The 19,833-nt window shown below is 45.7% G+C and carries 17 protein-coding genes; 15 read left to right on the forward strand and 2 right to left on the reverse strand.

The window, feature by feature from the left end:
- Positions 1-25: 25 nt before the first annotated feature.
- The 15 genes from ispC (at position 26) to F0231_RS15765 (ending at position 17,572) form a co-directional block, all read left to right on the forward strand.
- Complete coding sequence (gene ispC / locus F0231_RS15695) at positions 26-1,234, forward strand: 1-deoxy-D-xylulose-5-phosphate reductoisomerase (protein ID WP_171760646.1); 1,209 nt, start codon at positions 26-28, stop codon at positions 1,232-1,234.
- Positions 1,231-2,589 carry a sigma E protease regulator RseP gene (rseP, locus tag F0231_RS15700; protein WP_171760647.1) on the forward strand — a complete coding sequence of 453 codons (1,359 nt, stop codon included), beginning with the start codon at positions 1,231-1,233 and terminating at the stop codon, positions 2,587-2,589. Before ispC ends, rseP begins: the two co-directional genes overlap by 4 nt.
- Before the next feature lie 37 nt (positions 2,590-2,626).
- Positions 2,627-5,038, forward strand: a complete 2,412-nt coding sequence (gene bamA / locus F0231_RS15705) for an outer membrane protein assembly factor BamA (RefSeq protein ID WP_171760648.1) — start codon at positions 2,627-2,629, stop codon at positions 5,036-5,038.
- Positions 5,039-5,054: 16 nt separating this feature from the next.
- Entirely contained in the window at positions 5,055-5,564 is a 510-nt protein-coding gene (locus F0231_RS15710; RefSeq protein WP_171760649.1) for an OmpH family outer membrane protein, read from the forward strand.
- Between the two features lie 8 nt (positions 5,565-5,572).
- The gene (gene lpxD, locus F0231_RS15715; protein ID WP_171760650.1) at positions 5,573-6,604 is read left to right on the forward strand and encodes a UDP-3-O-(3-hydroxymyristoyl)glucosamine N-acyltransferase; all 1,032 of its coding nucleotides are present in this window, start codon (positions 5,573-5,575) and stop codon (positions 6,602-6,604) included.
- A 148-nt stretch (positions 6,605-6,752) separates the two neighbouring features.
- Positions 6,753-7,205 (forward strand): 3-hydroxyacyl-ACP dehydratase FabZ, encoded by a 453-nt coding sequence (gene fabZ, locus F0231_RS15720; protein ID WP_171760651.1) that lies wholly within the window; start codon positions 6,753-6,755, stop codon positions 7,203-7,205.
- A 1-nt stretch (position 7,206) separates the two neighbouring features.
- Positions 7,207-7,995 (forward strand): acyl-ACP--UDP-N-acetylglucosamine O-acyltransferase, encoded by a 789-nt coding sequence (gene lpxA, locus F0231_RS15725; RefSeq protein ID WP_171760652.1) that lies wholly within the window; start codon positions 7,207-7,209, stop codon positions 7,993-7,995.
- 91 nt (positions 7,996-8,086) lie between these two features.
- Positions 8,087-9,229 (forward strand): lipid-A-disaccharide synthase, encoded by a 1,143-nt coding sequence (gene lpxB / locus F0231_RS15730; RefSeq protein ID WP_171760653.1) that lies wholly within the window; start codon positions 8,087-8,089, stop codon positions 9,227-9,229.
- Between the two features lie 4 nt (positions 9,230-9,233).
- On the forward strand, positions 9,234-9,851 hold the full coding sequence (gene rnhB, locus F0231_RS15735) for a ribonuclease HII (RefSeq protein ID WP_171760654.1): 618 nt from the start codon (positions 9,234-9,236) through the stop codon (positions 9,849-9,851).
- Positions 9,852-9,941: 90 nt separating this feature from the next.
- A complete protein-coding gene (dnaE, locus tag F0231_RS15740; RefSeq protein ID WP_171760655.1) occupies positions 9,942-13,421 on the forward strand; it encodes a DNA polymerase III subunit alpha in 3,480 nt (1,159 codons plus the stop codon).
- Positions 13,422-13,458: 37 nt separating this feature from the next.
- Entirely contained in the window at positions 13,459-14,418 is a 960-nt protein-coding gene (accA, locus tag F0231_RS15745; protein ID WP_171760656.1) for an acetyl-CoA carboxylase carboxyl transferase subunit alpha, read from the forward strand.
- A 95-nt stretch (positions 14,419-14,513) separates the two neighbouring features.
- On the forward strand, positions 14,514-15,833 hold the full coding sequence (gene tilS / locus F0231_RS15750; RefSeq protein WP_171760657.1) for a tRNA lysidine(34) synthetase TilS: 1,320 nt from the start codon (positions 14,514-14,516) through the stop codon (positions 15,831-15,833).
- 50 nt (positions 15,834-15,883) lie between these two features.
- Positions 15,884-16,198, forward strand: coding sequence for a cytochrome c (locus F0231_RS15755; protein WP_171760658.1), 315 nt, complete (start codon positions 15,884-15,886; stop codon positions 16,196-16,198).
- A 110-nt stretch (positions 16,199-16,308) separates the two neighbouring features.
- On the forward strand, positions 16,309-16,647 hold the full coding sequence (gene glnB / locus F0231_RS15760) for a nitrogen regulatory protein P-II (RefSeq protein WP_004415234.1): 339 nt from the start codon (positions 16,309-16,311) through the stop codon (positions 16,645-16,647).
- A 55-nt stretch (positions 16,648-16,702) separates the two neighbouring features.
- Complete coding sequence (locus F0231_RS15765) at positions 16,703-17,572, forward strand: endonuclease/exonuclease/phosphatase family protein (RefSeq protein WP_171760659.1); 870 nt, start codon at positions 16,703-16,705, stop codon at positions 17,570-17,572.
- On the opposite strand, the gene F0231_RS15770 is transcribed toward F0231_RS15765, so the two are convergent.
- Positions 17,540-18,226, reverse strand: a complete 687-nt coding sequence (locus tag F0231_RS15770; protein WP_171760660.1) for a YIP1 family protein — start codon at positions 18,224-18,226, stop codon at positions 17,540-17,542. The genes F0231_RS15765 and F0231_RS15770 overlap by 33 nt on opposite strands.
- A complete protein-coding gene (locus tag F0231_RS15775; RefSeq protein ID WP_171760661.1) occupies positions 18,223-19,782 on the reverse strand; it encodes a LysM peptidoglycan-binding domain-containing protein in 1,560 nt (519 codons plus the stop codon). The genes F0231_RS15770 and F0231_RS15775 overlap by 4 nt, the downstream gene beginning before the upstream one ends.
- Positions 19,783-19,833: the final 51 nt, after the last annotated feature.

Consider the following 19,833-nt stretch of genomic DNA (forward strand, 5'->3'; position numbering starts at 1 on the left):
TTTCGACTCAGCTTGGTTTCTTGCTATGCGTAAGCTAACGATTCTTGGTGCTACGGGCTCTATTGGTGCTAGCACTCTTAAAGTTATTGAACAAAACCCTGACAAGTTCACGATTGTCGCGCTCGCGGCTGGGCGTAATGTCGCCAAAATGCGTGAACTATGCCAAAAATGGCAGCCGAAATTTGCGGTGATGGCTGATGACAATGCAGCAAAAGCATTGAAGCTACAGCTAGCTGAACTCAAATTAAGCACTCAGGTTTTGTCTGGTGTGGATGCAATGTGCGAGATCTCTTCGATGGATGAGGTCGACACTGTGATGGCTGCTATTGTTGGGGCCGCAGGTTTGCTACCAACCATGGCTGCTGTCAAAGCGGGTAAACGCGTATTGCTGGCCAATAAAGAAGCCTTAGTGATGTCAGGGCAGCTGTTTATAGATGCCGTAGAGCAACATGGCGCTGAGCTAATGCCAGTCGACAGTGAGCATAATGCGATTTTTCAGTGCTTGCCGAGTGATATTCAAACCAACCTTGGTCGCTGCTCATTAGAAGAGCAAGGCATTCAACACATCCTTCTAACTGGCTCTGGTGGTCCGTTCCGCTATAGTGATATCGCAACGCTTAGCGATGTGACGCCAGAACAAGCCATTGCTCACCCTAACTGGTCTATGGGGCCTAAAATCTCAGTTGACTCGGCAACCATGATGAACAAGGGCTTAGAGTACATTGAAGCGAAATGGCTCTTTAATACTCGTCGTGAACAGTTGAAAGTCGTGATCCACCCTCAGTCGGTGATTCACTCAATGGTCCAATATCGTGACGGCTCTGTTTTAGCTCAGATGGGTGAGCCTGATATGGCAACTCCTATTGCTCTAACGCTCTCTTATCCTGAACGCGTCTCTGCGGGTGTCGCTCCTCTCGACTTTACTAAAGTGGGTGAGTTGACATTTTTAGAGCCTGACTTTGCTCGTTACCCATGTTTGAAGCTTGCCATTGATGCTTGTTATGAAGGCCAGCATGCAACGACGGCGTTGAATGCTGCGAATGAAGTTGCGGTTGATGCCTTCTTGAGCCGAAAGCTACGCTTTACTGACATCGCCGTAGTCAATGAATCTGTTGCTAACAAAATCTGTGCATCTAGCAGTCAGTCACAGTGCAGTGACTTGGAAAGCATTATAGAGCTAGATAGAATGGCGAGAGAGTTAGCGGTAACTATCGTAAGTGAGCGTAAGCTATGACAGGTATTTTGTGGAACTTTGCTTCCTTTATCGTTGCACTCGGCATTTTAGTTGCTGTCCATGAGTTTGGTCACTTTTGGGTTGCACGCCGTTGCGGTGTAAAAGTCGAAAAGTTTTCTATTGGCTTTGGTAAGTCGATTTGGAGTAAGGTCGGCTCCGATGGCACTGAATACAGTGTGTCCGTGATTCCTCTTGGTGGTTACGTTAAGATGCTCGATGGTCGTGTTGATGACCTTAAAGGTGACGAGCCTCTTTATGCATTCGACCGTAAGCCGCTTTGGAAACGTACAGCGATTGTAGCAGCAGGGCCAATATTTAATTTCTTGTTTGCCATCTTTGCCTACTGGCTGGTCTTCCTTATCGGTGTACCTGCTGTTAAGCCAGTGGTTGGGCTAGTAACGCCATATTCTATTGCTGCAGAAGCAGGCCTTGAATCAGGGATGGAACTTAAATCGGTTTCTGGCGTCAAAACTGCGGATTGGGAATCGGTGAATATGGGGTTAATTTCTCATATTGGTGATAAACAACTGACAATGACAGTCGCACCTGCCGATGGAGTTGGTGTTGAAGAGTTAAAAGTTTTCGACCTGACTGAGTGGAACTTTGACCCAGAAAAAGAGTCTGCTATGTCAGCACTCGGATTTGTTCCATTCACCCCAGAAATCACAGCTCGCTTAACCAATGTTTCTCAAGATGGAGCGGGTGCTCGCTCAGGCTTAGAGAGCGGCGATGTGATTACTGACATTGAGGGTGTGAAGATCGCGGATTGGCAGCAAGTTGTGGAAGCGATTCAGCAACATGCTAATACACCTTTGCAGATCCAAATTGAACGAAATGGTCAACCCGTTACGTTAACACTTACGCCAGACAGTCGAGAGCTTTCTGATGGACGAGTAATTGGTTTTGCGGGAATCGCACCTGAGGTCGCAGAATGGCCAGAAAATTATCGCTTCGACCTGCAATTTGGTGTAATTGATTCAATCGGGAAAGCGGTTGAAAAGACAGGTCAGGTCATTAGCCTGACAATCAGCATGTTGAAAAAGTTGATTGTTGGCGATGTTGGATTGAATAACTTAAGTGGACCTATCTCGATCGCAAAAGGAGCCGGTACGACTGCCGATTACGGCTTAGTCTACTTCTTAGGTTTCCTTGCATTAATCAGTGTGAACTTAGGGATTATTAACCTTGTACCGCTGCCTATGTTAGACGGCGGACATTTATTGTTTTTTGCTATTGAGGCTGTAATAAGACGTCCCGTCCCTGAAAAAATTCAGGAAATGGGTTACCGCGTTGGCGGTGCGATTATCTTCTCTCTTATGGCAGTGGCAATTTTCAATGATTTTGCTCGTTTGTAGTGAGCAAAGGTTGAAGTAAGGAATAACTAAAACAAATATGGCGATTAAAAATATTCTGTTTGCATCTTTGTTAGCGACAAGTGTCAGTGCAAACGGTGCCGAGAACTTCGTAGTTCAAGATATCCAGATTGAAGGTTTGCAGCGAGTCGCGCTCGGTGCTGCTCTTCTTAAAATGCCAGTTCGAATTGGCGATACTATCGATGGACAAGATGTCTCTGAGACGATTCGTGCGCTTTACGCAACGGGGAACTTCGAAGATATCAAAGTCCTACGTGATAATGATGTTCTTGTCGTTCAGGTAAAAGAACGACCAACGATTGCGAGTGTTTCGTTCTCTGGCAACAAAGCCATCAAAGAAGAACAACTTCAGCAAAACTTAGATGCATCAGGAATTCGTGTTGGTGAAGCATTAGACCGTACGACTCTCTCAACGATTGAGAAAGGCCTAGAAGACTTCTACTACAGTGTAGGTAAGTACAACGCAACCGTAAAAGCGGTTGTTACTCCACTTCCTCGTAACCGCTCTGATTTGAAGTTCGTCTTCACTGAAGGCGTGTCGGCAAAAATTAAGCAGATTAACTTTATTGGTAACACGGAATACACCGATGAAGAGCTTCTGAGCCGTTTTGATTTGAACGTGGATGTTGCATGGTGGAACTTCCTCGCCGACGACAAATATCAGAAGCAGGTACTAGCGGGTGATATCGAAGCGCTTAAGTCTTACTATCTCGATCGCGGTTATCTGAAGTTCCAGATTGACTCGACTCAAGTAGCGATCTCGCCAGACAAGAAAGGCGTTTACATCACTTTAGGGCTAAATGAAGGCCTCCCGTACAGTGTCAAAGATGTAAAATTCCGTGGTGAACTGCTGGATAAAGAAGCTGAGTTTGAAAACCTAGTCCCATTTGAGGCTGGTGAAACTTACAATGGCTCAGCGGTCACTTCTCTTGAAGAGGGGATCAAACGCGTACTTGGTGAAGCAGGCTACGCTTACCCACAGGTTCGAACGATTCCTGAATTTGATGATGAAAACCAATCGGTTTCACTTGTTGTCAATGTTGAAGCGGGCAAACGTATCTATGTTAGAGATATCCGTTTTGTCGGCAACAACTCAACTAAAGATGAAGTTCTACGTCGCGAAATGCGTCAGATGGAAGGCAGCTGGCTTAACTCGAAATCTATCGAAACCGGTAAGAGCCGTCTGAACCGACTCGGTTTCTTTGAAACGGTTGATGTACAAACAGTCCGCGTTCCTGGCAGTGAAGACCAAGTCGATCTTGTCTACAACGTCAAAGAAGCGAACTCAGGTAGCGTCAACTTTGGTGTTGGCTATGGTACAGAATCAGGTGTGAGCTTCCAGGTTGGTCTGCAGCAAGACAACTTTGTTGGTAGTGGTAATCGCGTTGGTATTAACGCGATGATGAACGACTACCAAAAGAATATTAGCTTAGACTACCGCGACCCATACTGGAACCTTGATGGTGTCAGTCTTGGCGGTAAGATCTTCTACAACATGTTTGAAGCATCTGAAGCGGGTATTGTTGACTATACCAACGAAAGTTATGGTGCGAGCTTAACGTGGGGCTTCCCGTTTGATGAGCTAAACCGCTTTGAGTTTGGTGTTGGTTACACACACAACAAGATTGGTAACGTACCAACCTATGACCAAGCTCAGTTGTTTGCACAAAGTATTAACCAAGCGGATGGTGATATCCTGACCAATGACTTTGATGTCAACATTTCTTGGACTCGAAATAACCTAAACCGTGGTTACTTCCCGACAGCGGGTAACTATCAGCGTGCATTTGCTAAAGCAACCGTACCTAGCTCTGACGCACAGTACTTTAAAGTGCAGTATGATGTTAGGCAGTATGTGCCAATTACCAAGAAGCATGAGTTTACTCTATTGATGCGTGGCCGTTTAGGTTACGGCAATGGTTATGGCCAAACGGATGGTAACGACAACTTATTCCCATTCTACGAAAACTACTACGCGGGTGGTTTCACTACGCTGCGTGGTTTTGGTTCGAACAGTGCGGGTCCTAAAGCGGTCTACACTACTGGCGGTAACCCAGGCAGCTGTAACAGTGCAAGTTGTGTATCAGCTACAGACGATTCAGTAGGTGGTAACGCTATTGCTCTTGCAAGTATGGAGCTGATTGTACCAACGCCATTTGCGTCTGAAGAAGTACGTAACCAAATTCGTACCAGTGTGTTTGTTGATGCGGCAAGTGTGTGGGATACAGAGTTCCAGTATGACCCAAGCTATGCAGGTGAGCGTTATTACGATGACTACTCTGATCCAATGAACATCCGTGCTTCTTATGGTGCGGCACTACAATGGATGTCACCAATGGGGCCATTAGTATTCTCGGTGGCGAAACCAATTGAAAGTTACGAAGGTGATGACGAAGAATTCTTCACTTTCACTATCGGCAGAACCTTCTAATACAAAGGAAATTAAAGTGAATAAAACAGTTAAAGCGGCTGGTCTTAGCCTTTTAGTTATGACGTCTTCTTTTTTTGCGAATGCGGCAGAAGCTGCGCAAAAGATTGGCTATGTAAATACCGCTCAAGTGTTCCAGGCACTTCCTCAACGTGAAGTGGTACTGCAGAACATGCAGGAAGAGTTTAAAGATAAAGCGGATGAGCTAAAAGCGATCCAAGCTGAAGCTAAGACTAAAATTGAAAAGCTTAAGCGTGACGGCGAACTGCTAGGTCAAGATGAAGTAGAGAAACTACGTATTGAGATCGGGCAGCTAGATAGCAAGTACAAGATCAAAGCTCAAGCTCTTGAGCAAGCGTCTGCTCGTCGTGAAGCGCAAGAGAAACAAAAGCTATTCAAAGTGATTCAGGATGCTGTGAAGAAAGTGGCTGATAAGCAAGGCTACGACATCATTATTGATATTCAAACAATGCAGTACGGCAAACCTGAATTCAATATTTCTGAAGACGTAATTAAAGCACTTAAATAATTAGAACTATGACAGTACTTTCTCTAGCCGAATTGGCAACGATTACCGGGGGCGAGCTACATGGTGATGCAAATGCAACAGTCACCATGGTTGCGCCAATGGATAAAGCACAGGAAGGTCATGTCACTTTCCTGTCTAACCCAAAATACGCGAAGCACCTAGGCGACTGTCAAGCGACACTTGTTATGGTAAAGGAAGCTCAGCGTGAACAGTGCAATGGAAATGTACTTGTTGTAGACGACCCTTATGTGGCGTTTGCGAAAGTGACTCAAGCATTAGATACCACGCCGGCACCAGCAAGCGAGATTGCCGCATCAGCTGTGATTGCTGAGAATGCAAAACTTGGTGAAAATGTATCGATCGGTGCAAATGCGGTTATCGAAACAGGTGTAGAGCTCGGTGATAACGTTGTTATCGGTTCTGGCTGTTTTGTTGGCAAGAACGCGAAAATCGGTGCTAATTCTAAGCTATGGTCAAACGTGAGTGTTTACCATGAAGTAATGATTGGTAGTGACTGTTTGATCCAAGCGAATACCGTGATTGGTTCTGATGGCTTTGGTTATGCAAACGAAAAAGGCGAGTGGATTAAAATTCCTCAGCTTGGTAGCGTGCGTATTGGCAACCGTGTAGAGATCGGTTCTTGTACAAGCATTGACCGTGGTGCACTTGATGATACTGTCATTGAAGACAATGTCATTTTAGACAATCAGATGCAGATCGCTCACAACGTACACATCGGATATGGTACAGCGATGGCTGGTGGTACGATTGTCGCTGGCAGTACTAAAATCGGTAAATACTGTATTATTGGTGGCGGTACGGTTATCAATGGTCATATCGAAATCGCTGATGGTGTGACCATCACGGGTATGGGCATGGTAATGCGTAGTATTGAAGAGAAAGGTATGTACTCTTCGGGCATCCCTCTTCAGCCTAACAAAGAGTGGCGTAAAACGGCTACTCGCGTTCATCGTATTGACGATATGAACAAACGCCTAAAAGCTGTTGAAAAGCAACTGGATCAGAAAGAGGAATCTTAATTCCACTTCTGACTAAAAAGGCTCGCCATTCGCGAGTCTTTTTGTCTATATATCCAACCAATTTTGGGGTGAGGTTACCCCTTGCCTAGACTTGAGTATATAATACTCGTCAGCAACCAAATTTAGCATTCAAAATAGGAATATGACTTTGACTACTGAACAGAAAACGATGAACATCACTGAAATTCAGGAATTGTTACCACATCGCTACCCATTCTTGCTAATCGACCGCGTGATTGATTTCCAGGAAGAGAAATACCTAACAGCGATCAAAAACGTTTCAGTGAATGAGCCTCAGTTTACAGGTCATTTCCCTCAACTACCTGTATTCCCTGGTGTATTGATTCTTGAAGCGATGGCTCAAGCGACAGGTCTATTAGCATTTAAATCGTTCGGTGCCCCTTCAGACAACGAACTGTACTACTTCGCAAGTGTGGACGGTGCCAAATTCCGTAAACCAGTTGTGCCAGGCGATCAGTTGATCATTGAAGTAGAATTTATCAAAGAGCGCCGCGGTATCGCTGCATTTAAAGGCACTGCGAAAGTTGACGGCGAAGTCGTATGTTCTGCGGAACTCAAATGTGCTCGTCGAGAGTTTTAATATGATTCATGAAACGGCTCAGATTCATCCTTCTGCTGTTATTGAAGGTGAAGTAAAGATTGCAGCAAACGTGACGGTTGGTCCTTTTACTTATATTTCAGGTAACATTGAAATTGGTGAAGGTACCGAAGTAATGTCTCACGTTGTGATTAAAGGTCACACTGCCATTGGTAAAGAAAACCGTATTTTTCCACATGCTGTGATTGGTGAAGAGAACCAAGATAAGAAGTATGGCGGTGAAGATACGACGGTTGTGATTGGTGACCGCAACGTGATTCGCGAAGCGGTTCAGATTCACCGTGGAACAACGCAAGATAAAGCAACAACGGTTATTGGTAACGATAACTTACTGTGTGTGAATGCGCACGTTGCTCATGACGTTATTGTTGGTAACCACACTCACATTGGTAACAATGCGATTCTTGGTGGCCATGTTACTGTCGGTGATTATGCAGGTGTGATGGCACTATCAGCGATTCACCCATTCTGTAACATCGGTGCGTACTCATACACGGGTGGTTGTTCAGCGGTTGTTCAAGATATTCTTCCATATGTACTTGCACAGGGTAACCATGCAACGCCATTTGGTTTGAATCTTGTTGGCCTGAAGCGAAATGGTTTTGAAAAGCCCGAGATTCGCGCGTTGCAAAAGGCATACAAAGAAATCTACCGTTCAGGTAAAACACTTGAAGAAGCGAAAGAGAGCCTAGTTGAAATGGCAAAAGAGTTTGAGTCAATCAAACCTATGCTTGAAATGCTAGAGATTTCAGAGCGCGGTATTATTCGCTAATAATAGTTGTTAAGCTGCTTAAAAGATCGCAATCTAACGGTTGCGGTCTTTTTTACTTTTTAAAGCAATAAATTAGATAGGTCATTCAGCAATGGAAAAGCCACTTCGAATTGGTATTGTCGCCGGTGAATTGTCAGGAGATACGCTTGGTGAAGGTTTCATCAGAGCGATAAAGCAGAAGTACCCTAATGCAGAGTTTGTCGGTATCGGCGGGCCAAAGATGATAGCACAAGGCTGCGAGTCTCTATTTGATATGGAAGAGCTTGCTGTTATGGGGCTTGTTGAAGTTCTTGGTCGACTGCCACGACTTTTGAAAGTCAAAGCCGAGTTAGTGAAGTACTTTACACAGAATCCCCCCGATGTCTTTATAGGTATTGATGCTCCTGATTTCAATCTACGTTTAGAACTCGATTTGAAAAACGCAGGAATCAAGACTGTCCATTATGTTAGTCCTTCTGTTTGGGCTTGGCGTCCGAAGCGAATCTTCAAAATTGATAAAGCGACGGATCTCGTTCTGGCATTCCTACCATTTGAAAAAGCGTTTTACGATAAGTACCAAGTGGCGTGTGAATTTGTTGGACACACATTGGCGGATGCAATTCCACTCGTACCAGACCAACAAGAAGCAAGAGAACTTCTTAATCTAGAGCAAGATAAGCAGTGGCTAGCGGTTTTGCCGGGCAGCCGAGGCGGTGAAGTGGGTTTAATCGCCGAGCCGTTTATTGAGTCCTGCCGTGAGATTAAAAAGAAGTTCCCTGACATTGGTTTCGTTGTGGCGGCGGTCAATGATAAGCGCAGACAGCAATTTGAAGAGATTTGGCAGCAAACCGCACCTGAGCTTGAATTTACGATTGTGCAAGATACTGCACGGAACGTGATTACAGCGTCTGATGCGGTGTTACTTGCTTCTGGTACGGTCGCACTGGAGTGTATGCTACTAAAAAGACCTATGGTGGTTGGGTACAAAGTCAATCGATTTACAGGTTGGCTGGTGCAAAAGCTGGCGATCACTGAATATGTTTCTCTACCTAATATTCTGGCTGGAGAAGAGTTGGTTAAAGAGTACATCTTAGATGAGTGTGACCCTCAGTACTTAGTACCTGCTGTTGAAAATATGCTTAGCACTAACAACGATGAGCTGATTGAACGCTTTACCGAAATGCACCATTTGATTCGTAAAGATGCCGATGTACAAGCGGCTAACGCAGTACTTCGTCTTATCGGCAAAGAGTAGAGTTATGACCAAAGAAAAAAAAGAACTGCCTCCTTTTGAATACCCACAAGGATATCACCGAGTGGCGGGTATCGATGAAGTTGGCCGTGGGCCATTGGTAGGTGATGTGGTTACCGCTGCCGTTATTCTTGACCCTAATAACCCAATCGAAGGGTTGAATGACTCCAAAAAGTTATCTGAGAAAAAGCGCTTAGCGTTGCTGCCTGAAATAAAGGAAAAAGCGTTGGCGTGGTCAGTCGGTCGTTGTTCACCTTCAGAAATCGATGAGCTGAATATTCTACAAGCGACAATGGTGGCTATGCAGCGCGCAATTGCGGGGCTTAAGGTCCAACCTGATTTAGCACTTATTGATGGCAACCGGTGCCCAGAGTTGTCAATGGATTCTCAAGCTGTCGTCAAAGGAGATTTGAGAGTCGCGGAAATCAGTGCTGCGTCGATCATTGCCAAAGTGGTTCGTGACCAAGAGATGGAAGAACTGGATAAGGTTCATCCTGAATTTGGTTTTGCTAAGCATAAAGGCTACCCAACCAAAGCGCATTTTGAAGCTATCGAGAAGCATGGTGTGATTGAAGAGCACCGTAAAAGCTTTAAACCCGTCAAACGTGCACTCGGTATCGAGTAGAAAGCACTTTCTTGGGGTATATAAGTCGTTACTTTTCACTTAAAATACCCCAATCAATCTCCAAATTAGTTACCTTTCTGGACCTTTTTCATGTCAGATCCAAAGTTTATCCACCTTCGAGTTCATAGTGACTTCTCCATGGTTGACGGCCTCTCTAAAGTGCCTCCCTTGGTCAAGAAAGTGGCCGAACTGGGCATGCCAGCGATGGCGTTGACCGATTTTACCAACCTGTGTGGCCTGGTTAAGTTTTATGGCACTGCACATGGTTGTGGTATCAAACCGATCATTGGTGCGGACTTTCTCATGCAGTCGCCAGAGTTTGGTGATGATCTGACCAAGTTAACGGTCATAGCCGCCGATAATACGGGTTACAAAAACCTAACTCTGCTGATCTCCAAAGCTTATTTACGCGGTCATGTTCAGCATCAACCTGTGATCGATAAAGCGTGGCTAGAAGAACTGTCTGAAGGGGTGATCCTTTTATCCGGTGGTAAAAGCGGCGAAATTGGTAAAGCGCTGCTTAAAGGCAACCAGAAAGTGGTTGATGAATGTGTTGAGTTCTATCAAACGCACTTCCCAAATCGATTTTATCTAGAGTTAGTTCGAACCGGACGCGCTGATGAAGAGACCTACCTGCACTTTGCGTTAGAACTGGCTGAAAACAGTGAACTACCGGTTGTAGCGACCAATGAAGTCGTGATTCTCGAAGAGTCTCTGTTTGACGCTCATGAAATTCGTGTGGCGATTCATGATGGTTATACTCTTGAAGATCCGCGTAGGCCAAAGAACTACAGCCCTCAGCAATATCTACGCACAGAAGAGGAGATGTGTGAACTCTTCTCTGATATTCCAGAAGCACTCGAAAACAGTGTCGAAATTGCTAAGCGTTGTAATGTAACGGTTCGTCTTCATGAATACTTCCTACCAGCTTTCCCAACCGATGGGATGGAAGAGACCGAGTTCCTTGTTAAGAAGTCTGAAGAGGGTCTAGAAGAACGCCTAGAGTTTCTATTCCCAGACCCGAAAGTGCGCGAAGAGCGCCGCCCGGAATATGACGATCGCCTGAAGATCGAACTTGAAGTAATCAATAACATGGGGTTCCCGGGTTACTTCTTGATCGTAATGGAGTTCATTCAGTGGTCAAAAGATAATGCGATCCCCGTTGGCCCTGGTCGAGGCTCAGGTGCAGGTTCTTTGGTGGCTTATGCACTTAAGATCACTGACCTCGATCCGCTTGAATACGATCTACTATTCGAACGATTTTTGAACCCTGAACGTGTCTCGATGCCCGATTTCGATGTCGACTTCTGTATGGATAAACGCGATCAGGTGATCGATCACGTTGCCGAAATGTATGGTCGAGATGCGGTATCGCAGATCATCACCTTCGGTACTATGGCAGCGAAGGCAGTTATTCGAGATGTAGGTCGAGTACTAGGTCATGGCTTTGGCTTTGTTGATCGCATTTCGAAGCTAGTTCCACCTGATCCGGGCATGACGCTCGAGAAAGCGTTTAAAGCAGAACCTGCTTTGCCTGAGCTTTACGAGAACGACGAAGAGATTAAAGAGCTTATCGATATGTGTCGCATCCTTGAAGGGTGTACACGAAATGCCGGTAAGCACGCTGGTGGTGTTGTAATTTCACCAACCACTATCACTGACTTTGCACCTATCTATGCTGATGCGGAAGGTCACTTCCCTGTTACTCAGTTTGATAAGAACGACGTTGAAACAGCGGGTCTGGTTAAGTTCGACTTCTTGGGTCTAAGAACATTAACCATCATTGACTGGGCACTTGGGTTGATAAACCCTCGCCTAGAGAAAGAAGGCAAACCGCCAGTCGCGATTGAATCAATCCCGCTGGAGGACCAAGCGTCATTTAACTTACTGCAAAACTCAGAAACGACTGCGGTATTCCAGTTGGAATCACGCGGTATGAAAGAGCTAATCAAGCGACTTCAGCCAGACTGTTTTGAAGATATCATCGCACTGGTAGCGCTGTTCCGCCCGGGCCCACTTCAGTCAGGCATGGTAGATAACTTTATCGACCGTAAACACGGGCGCGAAGCGGTTTCTTACCCAGATGAACAGTGGCAGCATGACTCGTTAAAAGAGATCCTTGAACCAACGTACGGCATTATCCTCTATCAGGAGCAGGTAATGCAGATTGCACAGGTACTGTCTGGCTATACGCTGGGTGGTGCGGACATGCTGCGTCGTGCGATGGGTAAGAAAAAGCCAGAAGAGATGGCCAAGCAACGTGCCACCTTTGAAGACGGTGCGATAGCTAACGGCGTTGATGGCGAACTGGCGATGAAAATCTTCGACTTGGTTGAGAAGTTCGCAGGTTATGGCTTTAACAAATCGCACTCAGCAGCTTATGCATTGGTCTCTTATCAAACCTTATGGCTAAAGACCCATTACCCAGCGGAATTTATGGCTGCGGTAATGACTGCGGATATGGATAACACAGAAAAAGTTGTCGGCCTGGTCGATGAGTGTTTCCGTATGAAGCTCAAAGTACTTCCGCCTGACATTAACTCAGGTCTGTACCGATTCAACGTCGATGAAGATGGTTCAATTGTGTATGGTATCGGTGCGATTAAAGGTGTAGGTGAAGGCCCGATTGAAGCGATTCTAGAATCGCGCAACAAAGATGGCCACTTTAAGGATCTGTTCGATTTCTGTGCGCGAATCGATCTAAAGAAAGTCAACAAGCGTGTCATCGAGAAGCTTATCTACGCAGGGGCACTTGATAGACTAGGTCCACATCGTGCAGCAATGATGGCATCACTCAATGATGCGGTTAAAGCGGCAAGCCAACATCACCAAGCCGAAGCCTTCGGTCAAAGTGACCTATTTGGTGTACTGACAGAAGCGCCAGAAGAAGTCGAGAATAAATACACCAAAGTCGAGCCGTGGCCAGAAAAGGTGTGGCTTGAGGGTGAACGTGATACGTTAGGCCTCTATCTAACGGGTCACCCAGTTAATGCGTATATTAAAGAGCTGGGTAAATACACTAGTTGCCGATTGAAAGATGCAACACCTACAAGGCGCGATCAAAGTGTCACCGTTGCGGGCTTAGTGATTGCATCTCGCGTGATGACGACGAAGCGCGGAACACGTATTGGTCTCATGACTCTGGACGATAGAAGTGGCCGAATGGAGGTCATGCTGTTCTCCGATGCGCTGGATCGATACGTAGAATTGTTAGAAAACGATAAAATTTTGGTGGTTTCTGGACAGGTCAGCTTTGATGATTTCAATGGTGGTCTTAAAATGTCCGCGCGCGAAGTTATGGATTTGGGAACAGCTCGTGAAAAATATGCACGAGGCTTATCAGTTTCCATCGATGAATCGAAAATCAATGACCGATTTTTTGAGCGCTTTAGTCAAATACTAGAGCCTCATCGGGCGGGAAGTGTCCCTGTCCATGTATACTACCAACGCTCCGATGCACGTGCGCGTTTGACATTAGGTACAGAATGGCGAGTAACGCCAAGTGACGCACTATTAGATGATTTAAAACAACTACTTGGCAAAGGCCAAGTGGAACTCGAATTTAACTAAGTTTGGTCAACCTGACCGAATAATAAAGGATCTATAGATGAGCCTGAACTTTTTAGAATTTGAAAAGCCAATCGCAGAGCTAGAAGCAAAAATTGAAGCACTACGTGATGTATCTCGTCACGGTGGTGAAGACGGCGTTGATCTTGATAAAGAGATTGAACAGCTAGAACAGAAAAGCTTAGAGCTTAAAAAGAAAACGTTCAGCGATCTTGGTGCTTGGGAAACTGCTCAGTTAGCTCGTCACCCACAGCGTCCTTACACGCTAGATTACATTGAACACGTTTTTACTGAATTTGACGAAATGGCGGGTGATCGCCATTACGCGGATGACAAAGCAATCGTTGGTGGTATGGCGCGTCTTAATGGCCGTCCAGTTATGATCATCGGTCATCAAAAAGGTCGTGAAACGAAAGAGAAAGTAAAACGTAACTTTGGTATGCCAAAGCCAGAAGGTTACCGTAAAGCTCTACGTCTAATGCAGACGGCTGAGCGTTTCAACATGCCAATCATTACCTTTATCGATACAGCAGGCGCATACCCAGGTGTTGGCGCTGAAGAGCGTGGCCAATCAGAAGCGATTGCGACAAACTTAAAAGTAATGGCTGGTCTTTCTGTACCGGTTATCTGTAACGTTGTCGGTGAAGGCGGTTCAGGTGGTGCACTAGCGATTGGTGTTGGTGACTACGTGAACATGCTTCAATACTCAACGTACTCTGTAATCTCTCCAGAGGGTTGTGCATCTATCCTTTGGCGTGACTCTGACAAAGCTCCACAAGCGGCTGAAGCGATGGGCCTAATCGCTCCACGCCTTAAAGAGCTTGAGCTGATTGATGAGATCATTGAAGAGCCACTAGGTGGCGCTCACCGTGATCACAAAAAGATGGCTGAGAACATGAAAGCGACACTCGTTCGCCAGCTTGAAGAGCTAGAGCAGTTTGATAACGACACGCTTCTAGAGCGTCGTTACCAGCGTCTAATGAGCTACGGTTACTGTTAATCAGAACCTATTGATTGAAAAGGCTGAACTTTGGTTCAGCCTTTTTTTGTTGTCGGTGATAAACTAAAGTCATTGTCGTTAACGTATCTTTTGCTATGAATCTTGAATCCACCTTTGAACATCCGCTTAGACCGTACAAATCCCACAATTACCGTTTGGTACTTGGACTAAGTGGTGGATTAGATTCTAGAGTCATGTTGCAACTTATGGCGAACTACCAAGCGGTTCATCGAGTAGAGTGCTTGGCTGTTCACGTTCATCATGGGCTGAGCCCTTTTGCTGATGAATGGGCAAAGCGGTGTGAAGGTTGGTGTAGAGAACTTGGCGTTGCATTTCGTCTTGAAAAAGTTTCTTTAGATCTCGAGGGGCGAAGCTTGGAAGAGAGTGCTCGTGAAGCCCGTTACCAAGCGTTAAAAAAACATCTATCTCATCAAGATGTGCTGTTGGTGGGGCAGCATGCCGACGACCAACTAGAAACCTTTTTGCTTGCGTTAAAACGGGGGAGTGGGCCTAAAGGACTCTCCTCTATGGCTCAAGTGATGCCATTTGGTGATTCACTGCTTATTCGGCCACTGTTGAATGCGACACGAGCTGATATTGAAAGTTTTGCGAAGGCGCATCAGCTTGACTGGGTTGAAGATGAAAGCAATCAAGACCAACGTTTTGAGCGCAACTTTGTACGCCATAGTATTACGCCAGTAATGACCGAGCGTTGGCCTCATATCAGGCAATCTATCCAGAGAAGTACCGAGCTTTGTGCAGAACAAGAACAGTTACTTGATGAGCTGATGCAGGAGAAACTCGTTAACACCCTGCACGCAGACGGCAGCCTTATCATCGACGTGTTAGAACAAAATAGTGCACTGGCCAGAATGCGTTTACTGCGTATGTGGATAGAGAAGGCTGGCCTAAAAATGCCGAGCCGTGTTCAGTTGACTAAAATTTGGCAAGAAGTCGCGATGTCTCAACAAGACGCCAATCCTCAATTAACGCTGTCAGAGGGGCAAATTAGGCGTTTTTCAAATCGACTCTATCTGGTGCAAGAGTGGCAATCTCTCGAGCAGTGGCAAACACCAATCAATTTGGATGAAAGAGTTACCTTGCCGGATGGACTTGGGACGATTACGTTGGCAGCGGATAAAGCTGAGGGTCTATCAATGGAGGCGTTAAGCCAAGCGCCTCTTTGGATCAGTTTTAACCCAGAGGGTCTTAGTGCCCACCCAGCCGATCGCACTCGTAGTAGAAAGCTCAAAAAACTTTTCCAAGAGTATGGTGTTCCTAGTTGGCTCCGCCGTAGAACCCCTATATTGATGTGTGGAGAGCAGGTAGTGGCTGTGGTGAATTTGTTTATTGATCGCCGTTTTATAGGTCAGGACTGTGAACTCATCTGGGACAAGCCAGCATCGTTTGTGTAAAACTGTATACATAAAAACGTACAATTAATGCGGAATTATAAGGAAGAGCAATGAAAAAAATCGCTATTGGATTGGTTATTGGTATGGGGCTGCTTAGTGGTCAGGCGCTAGCAGCGGGTGATGCGGCAGCTGGGCAAGCGAAAGCCGCAGTATGTGCAGCGTGTCACGGAGCGGATGGCATTGCAATGATCCCGGGTTACCCGAACCTTAAAGGACAAAACGAGCAGTACATCATCTCTTCAATCAATGCGTACAAAAACAAAGAGCGCACTGGTGGCTTAGCCGCCGTGATGCAGGCTCAAGCATCGATGTTGAGCGATCAAGACATTGCTAATCTCGCGGCTTACTATGCGAGCTTGAAGTAGTCGAATCTGATACTGCAACGAATTTCAGCCCGAGCATAGTGTGCTCGGGCTTTTTATTACCTAATGATCGTGGGATAATGAATTGAGTTACAACAGTTTAAGGGATGAACATGAAAAAGATTGAAGCCATTATTAAGCCATTTAAGTTAGACGATGTTCGAGAAGCATTGGCTGAAGTGGGCATTACCGGCATGACAGTATCTGAAGTGAAAGGCTTTGGTCGCCAAAAAGGTCATACCGAACTCTACCGTGGCGCGGAGTATATGGTTGATTTTCTGCCTAAAGTAAAATTAGAAATCGTTGTAACCGATGAAGTCGCTGATCAATGTGTTGATACCATTATTGAAACGGCACAAACAGGAAAAATCGGTGATGGTAAGATTTTTATTACCGACGTAGAACGTATTGTACGTATTCGTACTGGCGAAGAAGACGAAGACGCAATCTAAAAAACTAGTTTCGAAAAAGAGCCTATAGGCTCTTTTTTTGTTTTGGGGTAAAGCGATGAGAAAGCCACTATTAATCTCACTTCCGTTGATTATTGCTACTGTGACAGTGATTGGATATCACGCTATTTTTTCGTTGCCAGAGCGCGCGCAGGTGTCCGCAATATCGGCTGATAAAACTGAGTTAGCATTGCAGTGCTATAAGAGCAAAGACGCAGCAAGCATCGATAACAACGGTGAACTTAATATATTGGTTTGGAACATCTATAAGCAGAACCGAGACAATTGGAAACAAAGCCTAAACCAACTAATCCAAGGCAAGCAACTTGCTCTGTTTCAGGAAGCAAGCATGAGCGAAGAGCTCAAAGTGTGGATCGGTGAGCAAGGTTGGTTTGGCAGTCAAGTCGATGCATTTAAGGCATTTCAGACGACTGCAGGGGTGTTGAACCTCTCTTATAGCTCGCCTTTAAAAGCGTGTGCTTACACTGAACTTGAACCTTGGCTCAGATTGCCAAAGTCTGCGCTCTATGCGTTGTACCCACTCTCTAATGGTCAGCAATTGGCCGTGGTGAATATCCATGCGGTGAACTTCACTTATGGAACGGTAGAATATCAACGTCAGCTAGGCGTGTTGGTCGATGAGCTTGAGCAACATTCAGGGCCAATTATTGTTGCGGGTGACTTTAATAGCTGGAGTGAAGAAAGACTTGGTGTGATGCAGAGTGCGTTAAAACGCATTGGTGTGGCAGAAGTCGCGTTTAACCCCGATTATCGGACTGAGTTTGTCACTGGATTGGCTCTGGATCATGTGTTCTATCGAGGGCTTGTCCTAGAAACAGCAGAGGCGCCGCAATCGGACGCCTCTGATCATAATCCTTTATTGGTGCAATTCCGGTTAGAAAATCAGAATGTACAGAGCCCAAATTAAGTAGTACCCCACCCAAGGTAGGGCAGAGATTGCTAACGCTTGACCGCGTTCAAACTCTGTCCAAACGCCAATAGCGGCATAGCCTAAGGCAATATACCAAGGCAGTAGAAGTGGGAATGAGCTGGCAAATTGCGACCACTCGTTAGTCAGCGGTAGCTTTAATAGACCATTCAGGCTATTGAGGTCGGCAGCGTAAACCATCACTTGGCCGTGCTTGAGCAATACACTGATGTAGCTCGCTAGATCACCAATCACGGCAGGGAAGGTAATTACAGCGCCTGCTGCAAACCATTTCCAAAAACCATGTTGATGCTGACTAGGTTTAGTCGCAAGGTTGAACCAGAACGCTAGCATCAAGATCGTCAATGTACGGCCTGCCATATCACTGATAATTTCACTGGCCATTAAGGTATTGGCGTCCAGTAGCTCAAGCTGCTTTGGGTTAGTCTGCTCAAGCTGAAGGGTTAATGCGTCTTTTAACCATTCAAAATTGACCAAGTCAAAATACGAACCCCAAAATAAAAAGGGTGTTAGCAACAAAACAACGTAAGGCTGCCAACCCCAGGCTCCACGTTGGTAAAGTGCAAGGAAACACGCGCTCGGAGAGCGGAAAATATCTAACAGCATAACCAATGGGTTACTTGAGGGGGTCATACACTCACCTTAGTTACATCGACATATAGCTTCAGCTTTTGACCTGGTTTAAGGTACTTCTGTTTGCTGAGGTCGTTCCATTTCACGATGTCTTTTGACTTCACTTTGAACTTGCTTGCAATACCACTGATGGTATCGCCAGAACGAACGTTATAGAAAACGGTACGAATAATGGCGCCATCGGAGTTGTTCTTCCAAATCACGAGTTTTTGGCCGACGCGTAATGTATCTCTTGGACCCATACCATTCCATTTAGCTAGGGATTGGTGAGAGACTTTATTCTCTTTCGCAATTGACCAAAGACTGTCGCCAGAACGAACCGTGTGGGTCAATTTATATTGGCCACGACTCTTTGATTGCGTTTTTGCTAAGCGGTTCGTAGCACTTAATGCGTAAGCTTTATCATCTTGAGTGGATGTTGGGATCATCAGGTGCTGGCCAACACGAATGTTATTGTTGGTCATATTGTTCGCATTGCGAATCACACTTGAGGTTGTATTGTACGTTTGTGCCAACACGCTCAAGCTATCACCTGATTTGACCTTGTATCGAACCACCTTCATGCCTTTGCCACGATTTTTGTTCACCGCTATGGTGAATTGATCAACGCTTGATGTTGGTAGCAGCAGTTGATGGGGCCCTTCAGGTGCGGTTGCCCATTGATTGTAAGCTGGATTTAGGCCTTGAAGTTCTTTGACTGTAATGCCCGCATACTGGGCGGCAATAGCAAGATCAAGTTGCTCTTTCGGGTCGACGATCTCAACAACAGGTTTGTTGGCAATCGCAGGAATGTCGATGCCGTATTTTTCTTGGTTGGAGATCACGTCGGCCAATGCCAGTAGCTTTGGCACATAACCGCTGGTCTCTTTAGGTAAGTCTAGAGAAAAGAAATCAATAGGCTTGCCTAAGTTTTTGTTCTTGCGGATTGCACGTGAGACTCGACCACCACCACTATTGTAAGCGGCAATTGCGTGTGTCCATTCACCATCAAAACGTTTGTTCAGATACGTTAGGTAATCAAGCGCAGCGTCTGTCGAAGCAGGTACATCTCGACGGCCGTCATACCAAAAGTTTTGTTCGAGTCCTTGTTGTTTACCTGTTGCGGGCACGAATTGCCATAGACCTGCTGCGCTGCCATGAGAATAGGCAAAAGCATCAAAAGAGCTTTCTACAATAGGTAACAGAGCGAGTTCGAGGGGAAGATCTCGCTGCTCTATCTTTTCGGTAATCAGGTACAAAAATGGTTCAGCACGTTTTGACACTGTGCGTAAGTGACTTGGGTGCTTGAGGTACCAAGTACGGTAGTAATCCACCAACTTGTGGTTTGGAATCGGCATTTCTAGCTGCATTGCAATGCGCTGCCAGACATCTTCCTGAGCCTGAGGTGTGACCACTGGCTGTGGTTTTTCTACTGGTTTAGCAGGCTGAGTTGTAGACTCAGTTTGCTTTGGTGGTGTGTTTGTTTCTGGAGATACGGCTTCTCCAGAATCATTTGGCTGGGTAAGTTGACAGCCAGATAAGACTAGCGCTAATACCCAGCTGTGTTTAACTCGCATTTCACAGCCCTTTTTTTCTTTGGCTGCTGATAATACTTGTCACAATTAGCA

Source organism: Vibrio sp. RE86 (assembly GCF_013114545.1).
Classification (GTDB): domain Bacteria; phylum Pseudomonadota; class Gammaproteobacteria; order Enterobacterales; family Vibrionaceae; genus Vibrio.